This is a genomic window from Bacilli bacterium, from assembly GCA_036381315.1.
Lineage (GTDB): Bacteria > Bacillota > Bacilli > Paenibacillales > KCTC-25726 > DASVDB01.
In genome coordinates this window covers 1-20,469 of sequence record DASVDB010000078.1, presented here as the reverse complement: position 1 = coordinate 20,469, position 20,469 = coordinate 1, and the positions used below count along the sequence as shown (strand labels likewise).

The 20,469-nt window shown below is 54.4% G+C and carries 20 protein-coding genes, 1 tRNA gene and 1 riboswitch; of the genes, 18 read left to right on the top strand and 3 right to left on the bottom strand.

Annotated features, from left to right (window positions below; translation table 11 throughout):
- Positions 1-3: 3 nt before the first annotated feature.
- Entirely contained in the window at positions 4-558 is a 555-nt protein-coding gene (locus VF260_06100; protein HEX7056753.1) for a glycerol-3-phosphate responsive antiterminator, read from the bottom strand.
- A gap of 330 nt (positions 559-888) precedes the next feature.
- Between VF260_06100 and VF260_06095 the strand changes: the two genes are divergently transcribed.
- The 3 genes from VF260_06095 (at position 889) to VF260_06085 (ending at position 3,359) form a co-directional block, all read left to right on the top strand.
- Positions 889-962 (top strand) — tRNA-Pro (locus VF260_06095).
- Between the two features lie 88 nt (positions 963-1,050).
- Positions 1,051-1,941, top strand: coding sequence for a DMT family transporter (locus VF260_06090; protein ID HEX7056752.1), 891 nt, complete (start codon positions 1,051-1,053; stop codon positions 1,939-1,941).
- 59 nt (positions 1,942-2,000) lie between these two features.
- Positions 2,001-3,359, top strand: coding sequence for a dipeptidase (locus tag VF260_06085; protein ID HEX7056751.1), 1,359 nt, complete (start codon positions 2,001-2,003; stop codon positions 3,357-3,359).
- Positions 3,360-3,386: 27 nt separating this feature from the next.
- Here the strand turns inward: VF260_06085 and tadA are convergent, their stop codons facing one another.
- The gene (gene tadA / locus VF260_06080) at positions 3,387-3,881 is read right to left on the bottom strand and encodes a tRNA adenosine(34) deaminase TadA (GenBank protein ID HEX7056750.1); all 495 of its coding nucleotides are present in this window, start codon (positions 3,879-3,881) and stop codon (positions 3,387-3,389) included.
- 981 nt (positions 3,882-4,862) lie between these two features.
- Between tadA and VF260_06075 the strand changes: the two genes are divergently transcribed.
- From VF260_06075 to glyA, 15 genes are all read left to right on the top strand, one after another.
- Complete coding sequence (locus VF260_06075; GenBank protein ID HEX7056749.1) at positions 4,863-5,720, top strand: transcription antiterminator; 858 nt, start codon at positions 4,863-4,865, stop codon at positions 5,718-5,720.
- A gap of 127 nt (positions 5,721-5,847) precedes the next feature.
- Positions 5,848-7,263 (top strand): N-acetylglucosamine-specific PTS transporter subunit IIBC, encoded by a 1,416-nt coding sequence (gene nagE, locus VF260_06070; protein HEX7056748.1) that lies wholly within the window; start codon positions 5,848-5,850, stop codon positions 7,261-7,263.
- 24 nt (positions 7,264-7,287) lie between these two features.
- On the top strand, positions 7,288-7,785 hold the full coding sequence (locus VF260_06065; protein HEX7056747.1) for a PTS glucose transporter subunit IIA: 498 nt from the start codon (positions 7,288-7,290) through the stop codon (positions 7,783-7,785).
- Between the two features lie 78 nt (positions 7,786-7,863).
- A complete protein-coding gene (locus tag VF260_06060) occupies positions 7,864-8,127 on the top strand; it encodes an HPr family phosphocarrier protein (GenBank protein HEX7056746.1) in 264 nt (87 codons plus the stop codon).
- A 14-nt stretch (positions 8,128-8,141) separates the two neighbouring features.
- Positions 8,142-9,869: a phosphoenolpyruvate--protein phosphotransferase gene (gene ptsP, locus VF260_06055; GenBank protein HEX7056745.1), complete on the top strand. Its 1,728-nt coding sequence runs from the start codon at positions 8,142-8,144 to the stop codon at positions 9,867-9,869.
- Between the two features lie 155 nt (positions 9,870-10,024).
- Positions 10,025-11,125: a redox-regulated ATPase YchF gene (ychF, locus tag VF260_06050; protein HEX7056744.1), complete on the top strand. Its 1,101-nt coding sequence runs from the start codon at positions 10,025-10,027 to the stop codon at positions 11,123-11,125.
- A 101-nt stretch (positions 11,126-11,226) separates the two neighbouring features.
- Positions 11,227-12,300, top strand: coding sequence for a peptide chain release factor 1 (gene prfA, locus VF260_06045; protein HEX7056743.1), 1,074 nt, complete (start codon positions 11,227-11,229; stop codon positions 12,298-12,300).
- 1 nt (position 12,301) lies between these two features.
- Positions 12,302-13,192, top strand: coding sequence for a peptide chain release factor N(5)-glutamine methyltransferase (gene prmC / locus VF260_06040; GenBank protein HEX7056742.1), 891 nt, complete (start codon positions 12,302-12,304; stop codon positions 13,190-13,192).
- Between the two features lie 76 nt (positions 13,193-13,268).
- Positions 13,269-13,940 carry a stage II sporulation protein R gene (spoIIR, locus tag VF260_06035; protein ID HEX7056741.1) on the top strand — a complete coding sequence of 224 codons (672 nt, stop codon included), beginning with the start codon at positions 13,269-13,271 and terminating at the stop codon, positions 13,938-13,940.
- Positions 13,941-14,004: 64 nt separating this feature from the next.
- Complete coding sequence (locus tag VF260_06030; GenBank protein HEX7056740.1) at positions 14,005-15,084, top strand: L-threonylcarbamoyladenylate synthase; 1,080 nt, start codon at positions 14,005-14,007, stop codon at positions 15,082-15,084.
- Positions 15,085-15,143: 59 nt separating this feature from the next.
- Entirely contained in the window at positions 15,144-15,704 is a 561-nt protein-coding gene (locus VF260_06025; protein HEX7056739.1) for a manganese efflux pump, read from the top strand.
- Between the two features lie 82 nt (positions 15,705-15,786).
- A complete protein-coding gene (locus tag VF260_06020) occupies positions 15,787-16,371 on the top strand; it encodes a low molecular weight protein arginine phosphatase (protein ID HEX7056738.1) in 585 nt (194 codons plus the stop codon).
- 50 nt (positions 16,372-16,421) lie between these two features.
- Positions 16,422-16,502: riboswitch (ZMP/ZTP riboswitch) on the top strand.
- Between the two features lie 109 nt (positions 16,503-16,611).
- Positions 16,612-17,070, top strand: a complete 459-nt coding sequence (rpiB, locus tag VF260_06015; protein HEX7056737.1) for a ribose 5-phosphate isomerase B — start codon at positions 16,612-16,614, stop codon at positions 17,068-17,070.
- A gap of 31 nt (positions 17,071-17,101) precedes the next feature.
- Positions 17,102-17,710 carry a TIGR01440 family protein gene (locus tag VF260_06010; GenBank protein HEX7056736.1) on the top strand — a complete coding sequence of 203 codons (609 nt, stop codon included), beginning with the start codon at positions 17,102-17,104 and terminating at the stop codon, positions 17,708-17,710.
- A 20-nt stretch (positions 17,711-17,730) separates the two neighbouring features.
- The gene (glyA, locus tag VF260_06005) at positions 17,731-18,978 is read left to right on the top strand and encodes a serine hydroxymethyltransferase (protein HEX7056735.1); all 1,248 of its coding nucleotides are present in this window, start codon (positions 17,731-17,733) and stop codon (positions 18,976-18,978) included.
- A 596-nt stretch (positions 18,979-19,574) separates the two neighbouring features.
- Here glyA and VF260_06000 read toward each other — a convergent pair.
- Entirely contained in the window at positions 19,575-20,396 is an 822-nt protein-coding gene (locus VF260_06000) for an AAA family ATPase (protein HEX7056734.1), read from the bottom strand.
- Positions 20,397-20,469: the final 73 nt, after the last annotated feature.

The following is a 20,469-nucleotide window of genomic DNA, read 5'->3' as shown; positions in this document are numbered from 1 at the left end:
ATTTTAAGCGAAATACTGCCACAAGTCTTTGCGTGAAGTTGTGACCGCGACGGCCCCGGCGGAAACCGCGTTTTCAACTTCCTGCACGGTGCGGATCAAACCGCCGGCCAGGATGGGGATGTTTGTTTTCTCGCTGACCTCGCCGATGATGTGCGGCATCAGCCCGGGGAGCACTTCGATAAAATCCGGCTTTGTCCGCTCCATTAAGGCATAGCTCTTCTCCAGCGCATTCGTGTCAAGCAGAAAAACGCGCTGAATGGCGATCAGTCCGTTCTGTTTCGTTTTTGCGATAATATTGGCGCGCGTTGAGATCAGCCCGGCCGGCCGGATGGTTTGGCAAAGGAATTCGGCCGCATATTCATCGTTGCTGATGCCATGAATGAGGTCGGCATGCAGCAGCATTTTTTTCCCGTTTGCCTTTGCCTCGCGGACAATGCCGCTTAACATATTGATGTGGCAGTCGAGCAGCACGACGTATTCGTATGGAGTAGCAAGCAGCTTCTCGAAGTCCTTCATATGGCGCACAGCAGGGAGCACTTTGCGGTCCTGAATCGGCACGGAGCGTTTCACCACCCATCGATTTGTGCAAAAAAAATCACATTGCTGCTTAGCATAACGATAAGCATCATGTGAATCTCCATAATCTCCGTCACGTTTATCAACTTAAAGCTATTGTAAATTGAAGCGATTATGCTGTCAATGCGACGGCAAAAACGCGCCGCAATCCGGCAGTTGATTGCCGGCTTGAACGGTTTCTTTTTGGCTTGTGCCGCGCCCCCATTTCTTCCCGGCAAGAAATTGTGACAAAGGACTTTTCTTTCCCTTGGTGTCTGTGCTATAATACCTTTTGTCGCGCTAAAACGCGCCGATACAGCGAGACATCCATAACGAGACGTGGCTCAGCTTGGTAGAGCGCTTGGTTCGGGACCAAGAGGTCGCAGGTTCAAATCCTGTCGTCTCGATATAAGCTTCTTGGGAAATTGCAGTCTGCGGATTGCAATTTTTTTTTGAGATAATAATAACGATAGTTTGAGTCATGGAGGAAACGCGTTGACCAGGCATCGCTTTATAGGTTATTTGTTCGCGCTGGCGTCGGCCGCGCTGGTCGGGTTTTTTACCGTATTGAACAAGTGGCTGCTGGTTGAGGACGTTCCGGCGCTCACCGCCGGGGCCTGGACGTATTTGGCCGCCGGTTTGTCGCTGTTGCCGTGGGCATTGCGCGCTCGCGGGCTGCATTTTAAACGCCCTTACGCGATGGCATTCTGGCTATTGGCCGGTTCCGTATTGGGGCCCAGTCTTTATTTTGTCGGGTTGCTGCTCACTTCCGGCGTCGAAGGGGTGCTTTTAATTAACACCGAGGCCGTATTTACGGCGCTTCTGGCGTTTTTGTTCTTTAAAGAACGCTTGTCATCCAAGGCCATTGCCGGAAGCATAGCGATTATCGCCGGGGCGGTGTGGATGTCCTGGACGGGCGACAGCCTGTTTTCCGCCAATGCGCTCGGAAATCTGTTAATCGCGCTCGGCTATTTGGGCTGGGCGACGGAAAATAATTTCGGCCGTCTATTGGGAGAAGATATTCCCGCAGTGACGCTTGTTTGTTTTAAAGCGCTCGTTGCCGGAATTGTGATGGCGCTTTTGGCGATCGGTTTCGGACAGCCCATTGCCGTATCATGGCGCGTGGTTCCCGGCATTGTGGCAAGCGGAGCTGCTTCGCTTGGGTTGTCGTTGGCATTGTTCTATATGGCGATGCGTTATATCGGCGCGGCAAGGACGGGTCTTGTCGCAGCGACGTCGACGCTTTGGGGCGTTTTGGGCGCGGTCGTGTTAATCGGCGAGAGCTTGACGCAAAATGTGATCGTCGGCGGGATTTTAATGTTGTTGGGCGTACTCGGTTTTGCGCTGGAACAGGAGCAAATGCAAACGACTGCGGCTGAAAGCTGAATTTGGGGTATAATGGCAATATAAAAAACTTGGCATGAGAAGCGAACGGGGGTATTTGGATGGGAACGCCGGAGCAATATTTGCGGCAAAACAAGGAACGCTATATGCGGGAGCTGTTTGCGTTTTTGCGGATTCCGAGCATCAGCATGCATAGCAAGCACAGGGAAGACATGAGGCGCGCCGCCGAATGGCTGGCGGATTCGCTGCGCCAAGCCGGGTTGGAACATGTTGCCCTGCTAGAAACGGAAGGCAATCCCGTTGTTTACGGCGATTGGTTGCATGCGGAGGGCAAACCGACCGTGCTCATTTACGGCCACTATGACGTGCAGCCGCCGGATCCGCTGGCGGAATGGGCCTCGCCGCCTTTTGAACCGGAAATAAGGGGCGGGAACCTGTACGCGCGAGGCGCGACGGATGACAAAGGGCAATTGTTTATCCATATCAAGACCGTCGAGGCTTTTTTACAGACGGAAGGAAAGCTGCCGGTCAACATCAAATTTTGTCTGGAAGGCGAAGAAGAGATTTCGAGCCCGCATTTGGAGCCTTTGCTTGTGCAAGAGAAAGAGCGGTTTCAAGCGGATGCGGTGGTTGTGTCCGACACTTCGTTTTACGAGCAAGGGTTGCCGGCAATCCATTACGGGTTGCGGGGCATATGCGGCATGCAAATTGAAGTTTCCGCCGCGAAAAACGATTTGCATTCCGGCGAGTTCGGCGGCGGCGTCGCCAACCCGATCCATGAACTGGCGCGGCTGATTGCCACTTTTCATGACGCGGAAGGCAAGGTGGCGGTTAACGGGTTTTACGATCAGGTCCGGCTGTTGGCGGAAGAGGAACGCGAGCAGATACGCAAGCTGGGCTTTGATGAAGAAAAACTTAAAGATGAACTGGGCGTGCCGGCGTTTTTTGGCGAGCCGGGGTATTCGTTTCTGGAGCGGACATGGGCGAGGCCGACGCTTGAAGTAAACGCGATCAGCGGCGGTTCTCAGGATGAAGGCCTAAAATCGATTGTGCCGGCAAAAGCGTGGGCGAAAGTTTCCTGCCGCCTTGTGCCGGATCAGAACCCGGAGCAAATTCAGGAGCTGTTGGAGCGGCATATCGCCGAGCATACCCCTGCGCATGTTCGGGTGAAAACGGTCAGGCTGACGGCGGCAAGCCCGTATTACGCCGCCGTGGATAACCCGTTCATGCAGGCGGGGGCGGAAGCATATCGCGCTGTGTATAACGTACGGCCCGTGTTCACCCGCGCCGGCGGCAGTATCCCGATAATGGAAGCATTCCACAGGCTTTTCGGCTGCCCCGTCGTGACGATGGGTTTTGGCCTGCCCGGCGAAAATCTGCATGCGCCCAATGAATTTTTACATGTGGATAACTTTTATAACGGCATGCTGGTCATGGCCGATTTTTGGCGGCGGCTATAGGGCTTCTTGCTCCCATTGCGCATAACGCTATTGTTTTTCTTTGCGCAGCTTGCGGAAAAAATCGGACAAAAGCCGCCCGCACTCTTGTTCCAGAACGCCGCCGATGACTTCCGCCCGGTGGTTGAAACGCGGATCGAGCGGCAGATTCATGAACGTGCCCGCGCACCCCGCCTTCGGATCGTATGCGCCAAAGACGACGCGGTCAAGGCGGGACATCAGAATCGCTCCCGCGCACATGGGGCAAGGCTCCAGGGTTACGTACAGCGTGCACCCGGTAAGCCGCCAGGCTTGCAGTTTGCCGCTTGCTTCCCGGATTGCAAGCATCTCGGCATGCCCGGTAGGATCGTTGGATGCTTCTCTTACGTTTCGTCCGGATGCGATCAACTCGCCATTGTGGATAACGACGGCGCCGATGGGAACTTCCCCGGCGTCTTCCGCTTTTTTGGCCTCGCGAATCGCTTCCCGCATCCAGCGGATATGCTCCGCATACGCCAGTTGTTCATAGTTGTCAACAGAATTCACAATTGCCGCTCCCCTTTATACCGCGAACACGCATTCGTTGTTAACAGACTGTGGATAACTGTGTGGATAATATTGTAGGGAAATTGCCGGAAACATGCAAGTTTTCAACGATTGGGGATATGAGGGTGACATGAACACGGGGCCATGTTATTCGTCTGTGACAATGTCATGGTGTAACTGTGTTTTGGGATAATGCCGCTATGGGACAGAAGAAGATCTCTCTAGTTTCCATATGTCGGGTCCAACCCCACTGCCTTCCCGCCCGGCTCTCTCCGCACGACGATCACTGCACACCGCAAAAACGGGCGGACCGCCTTCCCGCTCAACCCTCCCGCCCAACGCTAACGGACGCAGCAGAGGCTATTTGCCGAAAAAATGTTGATCAAAAATTGTAACGGACACTACAGCGGCTATTCGTCTTGTTTTTACCCGAATACCGCACAAAATGTTAAAATAAGCGCGCCTGCATCCGTTAAACTTAAAAACCGGGCGTAAAACCCAAAATAGCCTCTGTTACGTCCGTTAGATCGGAAAGCTCACTATATGACCTTTAGATCTGACCTACTACGACCGTTAAAGACCGCAAGTCGCAAACCGGCCGAGATTACACGCTTAAAAGGCTGCAAGCCGGCAAACCGACCGAGTGTCCGTCGGCAAGCTTTAGGTGGCTTTAGCCAGATTGCTAACCAGCATGCTTTAAATATACAACAACATTAGCATAGGAATGTTGACGCATTTTTCCGACAATGGTATAATCCTTGTTAATAGCATATGGATTAGCGTGTTACTGGATTTTCAGGCATGAGCTAATAAAAGTCGATATCTATAGCCGGCTTTTATTGTTCATCTCCTAATTAAATCCAGTTTATTTTTTATTCGGAAGGAAGGCATTTTCGCGCAAAAATTCGGTTCTAACGCTTGGCTTCATGAATTACATTTTAGTATGAGGTCTGTAATGGGAAGCAGGTGAAGGCGGCCGAAATGTTGGCGGTACATCAGTACAAAGTAGTGCGCCCGTTTAACAATAATGTGCTGTTGGTTGAGCGAATGTCCGACGGCCATGAGATGGTGTTGATCGGAAAAGGGCTTGGGTTTGCGGAGAAAAAGGGCAACATTCTAATATCGAACGATACGAGGATTGAAAAAACATTTTTGCTCGAAGACGAAGCATCGCGCAAGCAGTACCAAACGATGCTCAACCAGGTAGAAGACGCCACGATCGGGGTGTCAGAGGAGATTATCAGCCTGATTGCCAAACATCTGTCCCCGGTATATAACCAACACATTCACATCGCGCTTCCCGACCATATCGCCTTCGCTATCCACCGATTGAAAAACGGAATGGAGATCGTTAACCCGTTTTTATATGAAATCGAAACGCTGTATCCGCAAGAATATGCATTGTCCAAATTGGCGGCGCAGTTGATCGAAACCAGGTTGAACGTCAACATTCCCGCAAGCGAAGTCGGATTTCTTGCACTGCACATCCATTCTTCGGTCAGCCAAACGCCGATATCCCAAGCGGTGAGGCATGCCGATTTAATCCGCGACATCCTGCAAATGGTGCGCAACGGAATGAATGTGCAGCTTGCACAGGGCAGCCGCGACTGCATCCGCTTTGTCACGCACCTGAAATATGCGCTGGAAAGGTTGCATAGCGGCAAGACGATTGAAAATCCGCTGTTGGAGCGCATCAGGCATGAATTCCCGCATGAATTTGACTTTGCGGAAAAAATCGCCGGACGAATTGAGCAGTCGCTTGACATAAAGGTTCCTGCCGGCGAGATCGGTTACATCACGATGCATGTACACAGATTGCTCAACACACAAACAAAATAAAAATGCCAGGCGTGTTACTGGGCAACCAGGCATGAGCCGGGAACGGGATAGGTTGCTATTCCCTTCACCGGACATGCCTTTTTATATATTTTCCATCATCCAAAAAAATGGAGGAATGAGCATGAATATGCTAGGCGCATTGCAGCGGGTCGGCAAATCCTTGATGCTGCCGATTGCCGTATTGCCCGCGGCGGGAATTTTGCTGCGGCTCGGAGCAATCGATTACCACAACGCTTTTGTGAACGATTACATTGCAAAAGTTTTGTTGTCCGCCGGCGACGCGATCTACAGCAATTTGCCGCTATTGTTTGCGATCGGCGTTGCGATCGGCTTGACAGAAGGGGCCGGCGCCGCCGGATTGGCGGGAGTCGTTGGCTACGAAATCCTGATCAAGGTGCTCGCGATCCGCAACACCGAGAGTATGACCCTTGATACAGGGGTGCTCGGCGGCATTATCGCCGGCTTGATCGCCGCATGGATGTACAAAAAATATCATACCATTCAGTTGCCGACTTGGCTGCAGTTCTTTGGCGGAAAACGTTTTGTGCCAATCGTAACCGCTTTGTTTATGGTGTTCGTCGGGCTCATTTTCTGGGTTATTTGGCCGCCTGTGCAAACCGTAATCAGCGACGCCGGCGACTGGATCGTTGGCGCAGGCTCCGTGGGAGCTTTTGTGTATGGTACTTTAAACCGCCTGCTCATCCCGTTTGGATTGCACCATATTATCAATGCCATTGCCTGGTTCCAGGTAGGGGACTTTACAAATGCCGCCGGAGAAGTGGTGCATGGCGACCTGACCCGCTTCTGGGCCGGAGATAAAACGGCCGGCATGTTTATGACCGGATTTTTCCCGATCATGATGTTTGCGCTGCCGGCGGCTTGCCTCGCCATGCTGCACGAAGCAAAGAAAGAGCAAAAGAGGATCGCTGCCGGTATTTTAATCTCCGCGGCGCTTACCGCCTTCTTGACCGGCGTTACGGAGCCGATTGAGTTTTTGTTCATGTTCCTTGCTCCCGCGCTTTATTTGGTGCATGCGTTGTTAACCGGCGTATCGCTTGCTCTGACTTGGGCGCTCGGAGTGAAACTGGGATTTAACTTCTCAGCCGGGGCCATCGACTATTTTATCTTTAACCCTGGCGTGGCGACCAATATGTGGCTGATGATTCCAATCGGATTGGTCTACGCGATCGTTTATTATTTGTTATTCCGCGCCATTATTCGGATGTTTAATCTGAAAACGCCGGGCCGCGAAGATCTGGCGCCGGAAAGCGATGCAAGCATGAGCGCTCAAGCCGGACCGGGAAAATTGGCTGACAAGGCAGGTTCGATCCTGAAGGCGATCGGCGGTACCGAAAACGTTACGCATATCGACGCCTGCATTACCCGCTTGCGGCTGACGCTGAAAGATGAGCAAGCGATCCAGGAAGCCGAATTGAAACGACTGGGTGCGGCTGGTATCATGAAGTTAGGTCAAGGCAATGTGCAAATTGTGTTCGGCCCCGAGTCCGAACTGCTTCGCGATGAAATGCAAAAATTGATGTAGCCGACATGCTCCGGGAGGTTCCGTATGCTTAAAAAGTTGTTCGGATTCCATCAACAGGAAGCCAGGACGATCCGGCTTTTGGCGCCATTAAGCGGCACAATTGTGCCGCTTGCGCAAGTGCCCGATCCCGTGTTCGCGCAAAAGCTGGCCGGCGACGGCATTGCCATCGATCCGATAAACAGCCGGCTTGTTGCTCCGGTGGATGCGGTAGTGTCGAGATTGTTTCATACGAATCATGCGATCGGATTGACGGCCGAAAACGGCATTGAGATTTTAATGCATATCGGCATTGAGTCGGTTAAATTGAAAGGCAAGGGATTTCAGCCGTTTGTCGTTGAAGGCGAACGAGTGAAGGCCGGCGATGTGTTGCTTGCATTTGAACCGGAATTGTTGAAGGGCGAAATACCTTCCTTGATTTCACCTATGCTGATTACAAATATGGACCGGGTGGCGGCCATTTCGCCGGCCAGCGGCACTGTCGCCGCCGGCCAGGATCCGGTGTTGACGGTCACGCTTAAATAAAGAAAACCAACGGCGCGCGCCATCCCTGGATTAAAGATACAACTTCCTGGGATGGCCGTTCATCGGAAGGAGAAGCCAATGGAACAAACTACTGCTGTCATCAGGATCGAGGGAGGCTTGCATGCGCGGCCCGCCTCGATTCTCGTCAATAAGGCGAAAACATTCGCCTCCCGAATTACCTTGACGAACGCCGCAAAACAGGCGGATGCGAAAAGCATCATCGGGCTGATGGGTTTGGCGACGAAATCGGGAGACGAGATCATCATTATCGCTGAGGGTGAAGACGAATTCGCGGCGGTTCAGGAAATCAAGCAAATAATCGAAAACGGCTTTCAACTGTAAAGGCGGTGGGAACAGTGTTGGTCAAGGGAATCGCGGCGGCGCCGGGAATCGCGATCGGCAAGGCGTACGTCTGGGAAAGCGGCGGTTGGCCGTTGGCGGCAAATGTTGTAGAGACAGCCGAACCGGAAAACGAATTGCGCAAACTGAACGAAGCGGTCATGCTTGCGGAGAATGACCTGGACCGCCTGCGGGAAATGACGGAAAAAGAGCTAGGGCCCGAACAGGCGGGCATATTTGCCGCGCATTTGGCGTTTTTGTCGGATCCGATGTTTGTCGGCGAAATTCGCCGGATTGTCTCTACAAAGAAAATTACGGCAGAGTCGGCTGTCGGCAAAGTGGCCGCCTCGCTCATCGAAATGTTCCGCGCCATTGATGACGAATATTTGCGGGAGCGGGCGCTCGACGTGAAAGACGTATCGCAAAAGTTGATCGGCATGCTGAACGGCGTTAGCGCCGGCGGCTTGTCGTCGCTTGCCGGCCCGGCTATCCTGATTGCTCACGATATTGCGCCTTCGGACGCCGCCCAATTTCCCCCGGGCGTTGTTTTGGGAATGGCGATGGCCGCCGGGGGCAAAACGAGTCACTCGGCCATTTTGGCGCGGGCAAGGAACATTCCGGCCGCAGTCGGGCTTGGCGCCGCTTTGTTTGATTTGGTGAAACCAGGCGATTTGCTGATTTTGGACGGGACGGCGGGCGAGTTGATCATCGCTCCCGATGACGAGGTTTTGCGGCGATATCAAAAACGGCAGGCGAAAGAAGCGGAACGCGCAAAACAACTGGAGCAATTGCGGGAACTGCCTGCGGTCACGCAAGACGGTTTTGTCGCCGAATTGGCCGTCAACATCGGCAAGCCTGACGAGGTGCCGGACGGCATTGAAAAAGGCGCGCAAGGCGTGGGATTGTTTCGAACAGAGTATTTATATATGGATCGGGAGCAATTTCCCACGGAAGAAGAACAAGCCGAGGCTTATCGCCAAGCGGCCGAATTGGCGCAAGGCCGGCCGGTCGTCATTCGCACGCTCGATATCGGCGGGGACAAGCGCCTAACCTATTTCGCCCTGCCGCAAGAAGCCAATCCATTTCTTGGCTGGCGGGCGCTGCGCATCGGCCTGGAAAAAACCGAACTGTTGTTAACGCAAATAAAAGCGGTGCTTCGGGCAAGCGCGTTCGGCAAAATCCGGCTGATGCTGCCGATGGTTTCGCATGTCGAGCAGATCCAGGCGGCAAAACGGCTCATCGCCCAGGCGAAAAGCGAATTGTTCGCCGCCGGCGTCCCGTTTGACGACAATCTGGAAGTGGGCGTCATGATTGAAATTCCGGCGGCTGCCATCATCGCGGAACAATTGGCGCAAGAGGCCGACTTTTTCAGCATCGGCACAAACGATTTGGTGCAGTATACGCTGGCGGTTGATCGCATGAACGAGAAAGTGGCGCCGCTGTGCGATTATTTTCATCCCGCCGTGCTGCGTCTGATCGACCTTATTATCCGCGCTTCCGAAAGAAGCGGGATTCGGGCGAGCATGTGCGGCGAGATGGCGGGCGATCCGCTTGCCGCTCCGCTGTTGGTCGGCTTGGGGCTCAAGGAATGGAGCATGAGCGCAAACGCCATCCCGCAAGTGAAAGAAGCGATCCGCCGAACGAACCGCGAGCGGGCGAAGCGATTGGCGGCACAAATTTTGCGGATGGCGACGGCGGAAGAAGTGCGAAGCGCGCTCCGTGAATTTGCGGGCGCAGCTGAATGACAGTGAACGGCGGCCCGCGCCTTTTTACCAGATATAGCCGGCGAGACGGCAAGAGCGTTTCCTGGCCCGGAAAAGCGTCGGGCTAGGATTTTTTGCTTTTTCCATATATAATGAAAAAGGAATTTTGCCAATGAGCATAAGGAGTTGTCAACGCTATGGCTTTAAAAGCAGGCATCGTCGGGCTGCCCAACGTCGGCAAATCGACGCTGTTTAACGCCATCACCCAGGCCGGTGCGGAAATGGCCAACTATCCGTTCTGCACGATTGACCCCAACGTCGGCGTCGTGGAAGTGCCGGATGAACGGCTGCACAAATTGGCGGAGATCGTCCATCCGCAGCGAATCGTCCCCACGGCGTTCGAGTTTGTCGATATTGCCGGTTTGGTGAAAGGCGCCAGCAAAGGGGAAGGGCTGGGAAACAAATTTCTCGCCCATATTCGTGAAGTTGACGCGATTGTGCACGTGGTGCGCTGCTTTCAGGATGAAAATATTACCCATGTCTCCGGCAAAGTGGATCCGCTTGGAGACATTGAAACGATCAACCTCGAACTGATATTGGCCGATCTGGAAACGGTGGAGCGGCGCATGGACCGCACCCGGAAAAATATGAAAAGCGGCGAGAAAAAATTCGCCGCCGAACTCGCCTGCCTGGAACGCATTCAAGCGGCGCTGCTTGCGGACAAGCCCGCTAGAAGCGTTAAGCTGGACGATGAAGCCCGCCTCTTCATTCGCGATTTGCATCTGTTGACGATGAAACCGGTGCTTTACGCCACCAATGTGAGCGAGCAGGAAGCGGCGAACGCGCAGGGCAATCCGTTTGTGCAGCAGGTTGCGGCATATGCCGCCAAAGAAGGCGCGGCGGTGGTGGCGATCAGCGCCAAAGTCGAAGCGGAAATCGCCGAGCTGGATGGCGATGACAAGGCCTTGTTTTTGCAAGAGCTTGGCCTGCGCGAGTCGGGGCTTGACCGGCTCATTCAGGCGGCTTATAAACTGCTTGGACTGCAAACATATTTTACCGCCGGAGAGATGGAAGTGCGCGCATGGACAATCCGGCAGGGCACGAAGGCACCGCAAGCGGCCGGGGTCATCCATTCCGATTTTGAACGCGGCTTTATCCGCGCCGAAGTGGTCAGCTATGACGCGCTTGTTTCCGCAGGGTCCATGAATAATGCCCGGGAAAAAGGCCAGCTCCGGATTGAAGGCAAAGACTATATCGTGCAGGATGGCGATGTGATGCATTTCCGCTTTAACGTGTAATGGTGCGGATGGAAGGCGGTTTGCATTGACAGGTCGCGGCCGGAAGACATAAAATTGGGTCCATAATCGGTCATTTTGACTGGATGAAAGGAATGGAACACATGTTGGATCGGCTTCAATCGCTTGCCGACCGGTATGAAAAATTGAGTGAATTGTTGTGCGATCCGGACATCGTCGGCGATTCGGCGAAGCTTGCGCAATACGCCAAGGAACAATCCGAACTTCAGGAGCCTTATACGGCTTATACGGAGTATAAAACAATCGTGAAGCAGCTGGACGATGCGAAAGCGATGCTGCAGGAAAAACTGGATGATGAAATGCGGGAGATGGTGAAGTCCGAAATCGGCGAGCTCTCCGCGCAAAAGCAAAAGCTGGAGGAGCGCATCAAAATTTTGCTGCTGCCCAAGGATCCCAATGACAGTAAAAACGTCATCATGGAGATTCGCGGCGCCGCCGGCGGGGACGAAGCGGCCTTGTTTGCCGCCGATTTGTACCGCATGTACACGAAATACGCCGATTTGCAGGGTTGGAAGACCGAATTGCTGGATGCCAATTTAAACGATTTGGGCGGGTTTAAGGAAGTCGTATTGATGATCCGCGGCAGCGGCGCTTACAGCAAACTGAAGTTCGAAAGCGGGGCGCATCGCGTGCAGCGCGTTCCTACCACCGAATCCGGCGGGCGCATCCATACGTCGACGGCAACGGTAGTGGTCATGCCGGAAGCGGAAGAAGTGGAAGTGGAAATCAATGAAAACGATATTCGCATTGATACGTTTTGCTCCAGCGGACCCGGCGGGCAATCGGTCAATACGACCAAATCGGCCGTGCGCGTAACGCACATTCCGACCGGAATCGTCGTCAGCTGCCAGGACGGCAAATCGCAAAACTCCAATAAGGAGCGGGCTTTGCAAGTGCTGAGGGCGCGCTTGTACGATAAAATCCTGCAAGACGAGCAAGCCAAAATCGACAGCGAGCGCAAAAGCAAAATCGGCACCGGCGACCGCAGCGAACGAATCCGCACGTACAACTTTCCGCAAAGCCGCGTTACCGACCACCGCATCGGACTTACGCTGCACCGTCTTGACGCCGTATTGAACGGCGAGTTGGAGGAGATCATTTCTTCGCTGACCATTGCGGCGCAAGCGGATCAACTGGAACGGGGAGAACCGGCATAACATGAGCATGCAAACGATTCGTGAAGCCTTTCTGCAGGCTTCTTCTTTTTTACGGGAAGAGGGATGCGGTGAAGCGCGGCAAAGCGCGTCGCTGCTGCTGCAATCCTTGCTTGGCTGGGACAGCACGCGGTTTTTGCTGGATTGGCAGCAGCCGTTTCCGGATTCCCTTAAGGCAAAATGGGAAGAATGGCTGAAGCGGCGCGCGGCCGGCGAACCGGTACAGTATATAACCGGCGAGCAGGAATTTTGCGGCCTGGCCTTTTCCGTCAATCCCGCGGTGCTCATTCCGCGCCCGGAAACGGAACTGTTGGCGGAAGAGATGATTCGGATCGCAAACAGTTGGCGGTTGGAGCAGAAAGAAAGCCCGGTTCTGCTGGACATCGGCACGGGCAGCGGCGCGCTTGCGGTGGCGTTCAGCCTGCATTGTCCGGCTTGGCGCGTTGTAGCCACGGACATCTCGCCCAAGGCGCTGGCCACCGCAAAGCGCAATGCTGCGAAGTTGGGAGCGGGAAATATCCGCTTTTTGCAGGGAGATTTGCTTGAGCCGGCAATCCGGGCGGGAGTTGCGCCGGATATCATCGTATCCAACCCGCCGTATATTCCCGCCGCGGAAATCCCCACTTTGCAAACGGAAGTAAAAGATTTTGAACCGATCACCGCGTTGGACGGCGGGGCGGACGGGCTTGATTGCTATCGCCGTCTGGTCGGGCAGCTCACCCGGCTTGAGCGATTGCCTTCCGTGATCGGACTGGAAACGGGAATCGGGCAAGCGGGCAAAGTCGCGGAAATGCTGCGGGTTACCGGGGTGTTTGCCGATATCCGCATCGTTCGCGATTTGTCCGGCATCGACCGCCATGTGATTGCCCGGAATGGGAATTGCGAGAAATGCTAGTTTCATAGGTTTAACTGTCGGGAATTTGCCCATACTGGTTGCTGGAGGCACTCATTTTGGCGAGGGGGCAACCGGCATGGGCAAACATTTTCTTTATCTCCTGTTGGCAATCGCGGTTTTGATCGCCAGTTGGGAAACGGAATTGATCAGCGCCGCAAGCAAAAATCCGCGCATTCCCGGGCAATCGATCCGCATCCGCATTATCGCAAATTCCGATCGCATGGAAGATCAATGGATCAAAATGAGAGTAAGAGACGCCATTTCGGCGAATATCAATCAATGGGTGGGCGACGCAAGCTCCATCGAAGAAGCGCGCGCGGCGGTGCTCGGGCATATCGGCGGCATCGAATCCGTTGTGCGGGCAACGCTTGCCAAATACGGCTATGATTACGGCTATAAGGTGGAACTGGGCAATATGCCGTTCCCGACCAAAATATTTGCCGATCAGGTTTATCCCGCCGGAAAATACGAGGCGCTTAGAATCACGCTGGGCCGCGGGAAGGGACAAAACTGGTGGTGCGTGATGTTTCCGCCCCTTTGTTTTGTCAAAGGCACAACGGCAAAGCCGGATTCTGCCAAAGCCACCAATAAACCGACGAATGTGCTGGAAAAACAGACTTCCGCCCAGGCGACCCCGGCGGTTTTCATCGATGACGAGACGAAGGGCGAAGTCAAGGTGCGGTTTTTCGTCGTCGATCTGTTTGCCAAAATAAAGAGCAAATTCAAAAAATGGTTTTCCCGATTATAGGCCAAGCCCGCATCTTATTCTATAATAGTAGACGGCTATTATTTTTCACAACGAGGGCAAATATATGGAATTGCAAACGAGGCGTTGGAAGATTGATCATGAAGCGGAAAGCGGCGCTGCCGCGATCCGCGAGGCGGCCGGGCTGATCCGCGCCGGCAAATTGGTCGCGTTTCCGACGGAGACGGTTTACGGCCTTGGGGCCGACGCAACATCGGATGCAGCGGTGCGCGGCATATTCGCCGCCAAAGGCAGACCGGCGGACAACCCGTTGATTGTGCATATTGCCGATTTAAGCCAGTTGGACGAGCTGACGGAAAACCGGCCGCCCCTCGCCGATCAGCTTGCCGCGCAGTTTTGGCCGGGCCCTTTAACGCTGGTCCTTCCGCTGAAAAAAGGCGCTGTGTCGCCGCTCGTTACGGCCGGATTGCCGACGGTAGCGGTGCGCATGCCGGATCATCCGGTGGCGCTCGCGCTCATTCGCTCGGCCGGCTGCCCGATTGCCGCGCCCAGCGCCAACGTATCGGGACGGCCAAGCCCGACGACAGCGCGGCATGTCAGCGAAGATATGCTGGGACGCATCGCCGGGATTTTGGATGGCGGCCCGACAAGCGTCGGTGTGGAATCGACGGTGGTTGCCGTGCCGGATAATACGATCGAAATTTTGCGCCCCGGAGGAATTACGGCGGAACAGCTCGCAGCCGCCGCCGGAAAAGCCGCGGTTGCGGCCGTCGCGCCGGAAGACAATCGGCATGCCGCGCAAGATGCGCATAAGCCCCGCGCGCCGGGGATGAAATACAAGCATTATGCCCCGCGTGGCTGTTTGACAGTGGTGTCCGGCTATGATCATGACGCGGTTGCGCGCTATATTAACGAACAACTTGCCGCACCGGGAAAGCGGGGCGAAACGGTCGGCGTGCTGACGTTTGCCGAATACGCCGAAAGCTATAACGCCGATTTGGTGCTAAGTTTGGGCTCCGTTCGCGATTTGCGGCAAGCGGCCAACCGGTTGTTTGCTTGCTTGCGCCGTTTTGACGAGCATGGCGTAAGCCATATTTGGGCGGAAGCCTGCGCGGAGCAGGGCATCGGACAGGCGGTGATGAACCGGCTGCAAAAGGCGGCGGCGGGCAGGGTCGTGAAAATCTAGTATGTTTCCCGGTTCGTCCGCATATTCTGGAGTGAGAATGCGGACACGGGGTGGTGCAATTGTTGGCGATGACGGCGCAATTGGGGCAGTTTTTGACGATCCTGATTTTGGCGATCGCCTTGGGAATGGACGCTTTTTCGTTGGGAATCGGCCTTGGCCTGAAAGGCATCCGCCTCGTCGAAATTTTGCGGCTGAGCCTGATTATCGGCGTTTTTCATATTATCATGCCGCTTATGGGCATGTTTACAGGGCATTATGTCAGCTCCCTGCTTGGCGATGTGGCGACCATTACCGGCGGCGGGCTCTTGATTTTGCTTGGCGGGCATATGGTTTACAGTTCCTTGCGCGGCGAAGATGTACGCTCGATTGATTTCCGCTCCTTATGGGGCGTGCTGATATTTGCGTTAAGCGTAAGCATCGATTCGTTTTCCGTCGGCATCTCGCTCGGTTTGTTCGCCTCCGACATCATTTTGGCCGTTCTCATGTTCGGCGCCTTCGGCGGTCTCATGTCCGTCGGCGGTTTGCTTGTCGGCAGGGGGGCGGGCCGTTGGATCGGCGAGTACGGTGAAGCGTTCGGCGGGATGATTTTGCTTGCGTTCGGCATCAAATTTTTATTTTAGATTCTTTTTCCGTGAGTTTTGGTAAAATAAAAGGACAGGATTTGCATTGGCAAACCAAATGAGCGAAGGCGGAGGGCGGATTGTGAAACGTATCCTGTTTGTTTGTACCGGCAATACGTGCCGCAGCCCGATGGCGGAAGCCATTTTAACGAAAATGGCGAAAGAAAGCGGCCTGCAATTGGAAATTTTGTCCGCAGGCGTAAGCGCGGCCGAAGGCGCATCGATTTCGCCGCACGCGAAGCGGGTGTTGCAGGAAAAAGGAATCGACTGTGAATTGCGCTCGAGCATGTTGACCAAAGAAACGGTGGATTGGGCCGATCTGGTGCTGACGATGACGATGGGGCACAAACAGGCGGTCATCAGCCGGTATCCGTACGCCGTCGATAAAGTTTTTACGCTCAAGGAATATGCGGAGGAAGACCAGGCGGTGCTTGCCGTTTTGGCGGAGTACAACAAACTTTTGTCGGACAGGCAAATCAAGCAGTCGTTATCCCAGGCCTTTTCGCCGGAGGATGAAGAGCGGCTTCAAGAGCTGGCGGAAAAACTTCCCGTTTTCGACATCGCCGATCCGTTCGGGGGGCCATTGGATGTTTACCAGTCTTGCGCGGACGAGCTTGCGGATGCGCTTCAAAAATTGGTGAAAAAGCTGCAAGCGGCAAAAACCTGATGCGCGCATCTTTACACATGCTGCGGAATAGGTTAAGATAGCGATATATACGGGTCCGGTGTAACTGGCGACGCGTGGAATTGACCACAGTGGAGCACCGGACATATATGTCGGTCGCCTGGGCAAAGAGCGGGAAATGCGCAAATGGAGCGCGTTTTCGGGGCTCTTTTTTGTATTTTGCATAAGGAGTTATAATAATAACGAAACGGAATCATAGCGCATCGCGTGGAGGTTGAAAAGATGAAAATCGCCATTGGCGCCGATCATGGCGGGTATGAATTGAAAAAAGAAATCGTTGCGTTTCTGGAAAAAAACGGTCATACGGTCGAAGATGTCGGCTGCGATTGTGAAAAATCGGTCGATTATCCGGATTACGCCGTGCCGGTTTGCACGAAGGTGATCGCCAGGGAAGCGGATCGGGGAATTCTCATTTGCGGCACCGGCATCGGCATGAGCATCGCCGCCAATAAAATGCCGGGGATTCGCTGCGCTCTCGTCCATGACGTTTTTTCGGCAAAGGCGACCCGGGAGCATAACGATTCGAACGTGCTCGCCATGGGCGCGCGGGTGATCGGGCCCGGTTTGGCCGAGGAAATCGTCAAAACGTGGATCGGGACGGAATTTTCCCGCGAAGAGCGGCATAAAAACCGAATCAGTAAAATCAAGGCCATCGAAGATAAATATGCGCTTCATCCATAAATGAGGAAAAGCCCAAGAAGGTGATAAGCTTATGGCGCAGGATGCCCATTCATTGGCGGACGGCATGGAAGCTATCGTGCGGGAACTGGCGGCGGCGGCAAATTTGCGGTCCGGACAATGCGTCGTCTTTGGCGTAAGCACCAGTGAAGTAGGCGGCGCGAGAATCGGCACCGCGGGCTCGGAAGAGATTGCGGCGGCCCTCTATGCCGGGATTGAGCGCGTCCGTGCGGAAATCGGATTTTATGCGCTGTTTCAATGCTGCGAGCATTTGAACCGGGCGCTTGTCGTGGAGCGCGAGCTTCTGGCGCGGGAGCGATGGGAGCAGGTTTCAGCCGTGCCGGTGCCGAAAGCGGGCGGCTCCATGGCGGCTTACGCATTTCGCCGCTTGCGCGAGCCTTGTTTGGTTGAAGCGGTGCAGGCGGACGCCGGGATCGATATCGGCGACACGTTAATCGGGATGCACGTGCGCCGGGTTGCCGTCCCGTTTCGCCCGTCCGTTCGCACGCTCGGCGGCGCGCATGTGAATGCGGCCTTTTCCCGCCCGAAATTGATCGGCGGGGCGCGGGCAGTGTATGCGTTGGAACAAACCGGAGCTTTATCCGCCGCCCGTCCCGACGCTACCGCAGATCATTGTTTATAATGATGAGGAGGAACCCAGTAATGGAACATTTACGCAAAAGCGACCCGGCAGTCGTTCAGGCGATGGGGCAGGAGTTGAATCGCCAGCGGGAAAACATCGAACTCATCGCATCGGAGAATATCGTCAGCCAAGCCGTGCTGGAAGCGATGGGAACGGTGCTGACCAACAAATACGCGGAGGGGTATCCGGGCAAACGGTATTATGGCGGCTGCGAATACGTCGATATCGTTGAAACGATCGCCAGAGACCGGGCCAAACAATTGTTTGGCGCCGATCACGCCAACGTTCAGCCGCATTCCGGCGCACAGGCCAATATGGCCGTTTATTTGGCGGCGTTGCAGCCTGGCGACACGGTGCTTGGAATGAATTTGGCGCATGGCGGCCATTTGACGCACGGCAGTCCGGTCAACGCGTCCGGGTTGCTGTACAACTTTGTTCCGTACGGCGTGCGCGAAGATTCGTTCCGGATCGATTACGATGAAGTGCGCAAATTGGCGTTTAAGCATCGTCCCCGTCTGATTGTCGCGGGCGCAAGCGCCTATCCCCGGATCATCGATTTTGCCGCGCTCGGATCGATCGCGTACGACGTCGGCGCCTTGCTGATGGTGGATATGGCGCATATCGCCGGCCTTGTGGCCGCCGATTTGCACCCAAATCCGGTGCCGCATTCCCATTTTGTCACGACAACGACGCACAAAACATTGCGCGGACCGCGCGGCGGCATGATTTTGTGCCGCAAAGCATGGGCGCAGGCGATCGACAAAGCCGTATTCCCGGGCACGCAGGGCGGACCGCTAATGCATATTATTGCGGCCAAAGCGGTGGCTTTGGGCGAAGCGCTGCAGCCGGCATTCAAACAATATGCCGAACACGTAGTGAAAAATGCGCAAGTGTTGGCGGAAACGCTGCTCGCGGAAGGGCTTCAGCTCGTTTCCGGCGGCACGGACAACCACTTGATGCTGGTTGATTTGCGCAATTTGCATATTACCGGAAAAGACGCCGAGCGTTTGCTTGATGACGTAAAAATCACCGTCAATAAAAATGCGATTCCGTTTGATCCGACCAGCCCGTTTATTACGAGCGGCATTCGGATCGGCACGCCGGCCGTAACGGCAAGGGGCATGGATACGGACGCGATGCGGATAATCGGCAAAGTGATCGCCGATGTGTTGAAAAGTCCGCAAGACGAATCGGTTCGCGAAAAAGCCAGGGAGAAAGTGAAAGAATTAACGGAGAAGTTTCCGATCTATCAAGGGCTAGCTTATTAAGAACATGAGTTATGCACTTCTTTGAACCTCAGCGGTTCCGTAGTGAAGAACATTTGTAATATTTCGGATTTCGGCTCCGTCGTTTCGCAGCCACGAGTACAAAATAATCGATTTAAGAAAATAAACTGGGTGAGGGAAAGACCCGACACCCAGTTAAAATCACATTTGAATATCGATGCGAACTATAAGGACGCCGTAAGGCGTTTTTCTTATTTCTGGTTCAGCAAACGTATTCCTGCCAACCAGGATTGGAGTTGCTGTTTCAAGTATATCGATAGTAATCCTGCGCCATCCTTTTTCGAATCGTATTTAAACATGCGGAACCGATACCAAAATTATTAGCAAATTTTTGATATTCGTCTGCACCAAGTCCAAATCTGCTGATCTCTTTAGCTTTGGCCCGGCATTCGAATCAAAATGTTGCCGCTCACATAAAATGACGGCGTGAATCTCACCGACAATGACGGGAGAAGGGGAACGCCAACCTGCCAAATCGATGAGAAATGTAACGCCGCTCAAAACGAAAGGCACACGCTGCTCGTTGTGAATAGAAGCGGCATGTGCCAATCGATGTGAGTTGTGGGGACAACGTAAAATCAACTCGTAACGCCGCGCTGCCGGTCCATATCGGCAAGCACACGAACGACGTCGGCTTCTTCAATGACCTCCAGATTCCGGGCGGCGGCGTCGAGCAGAATCTGCATGCAGATCTGGTTCACCACGCGTGGAAGCCCCTGGCTGGCAGCAAAGATGCGGCTGAGCGCGCTTTCGGCAAACACGGGCTTCTCCGTCCGGCTTACGGTCATGTGGTGCCGAATATAGGCGCTCGTTTCCTCCTTACTCATGCCGCTCAAGTGGTACTGCATGCCAATGCGCTGGACGGTGGCTTCGTACTTCTTCAGCCGGAGCAGCTTGCGAAGCTCCGGCTGGCCGACGAGAATCAAGGGAAAGAACGAGGCGGAATCGATGTTGTAATTGAGCGCGAAGCGTAATTCAAGCAGCATCGCTTCGCTCATCTCGTGCGCCTCATCGATGACGACGACCATGGTACGCTCACCAGGTGCGGAACGGCTGCGGACGACTTCCTGCCAGAGTTTACGCGCCTTGGAGACGGTGTAGACCGGTTCTACGCCGACCGCCTCCAGCAGGCCTCCATAGAATTCTCGTGGCTTGAGTGACGCATAGCACAGGTAGATCGGCAGATAGGCCATGGGATCAAGGGAGGCGAACAGCCGCCGGATTAAGGTCGACTTGCCGCCGCCCACTTCACCGGTGAGAACGCCCAGCGTCCGATGCTGAATCATCAGATCCAGACGGGCAGACGCTTCGCGGTGTCCACGGGATTCATAGCAAAGTGCGGGATCCAGTTCCTTGCTGAACGGTTTAGGGGCCGGGCTCTGCAGCAGGGTGGCATTCATTTCGCATCATCGCCTTTCGCTTTGGCATAAGAGATTTCTTCGTTTGTCCACTGGGCTTGCCGTTTCTGCTCGG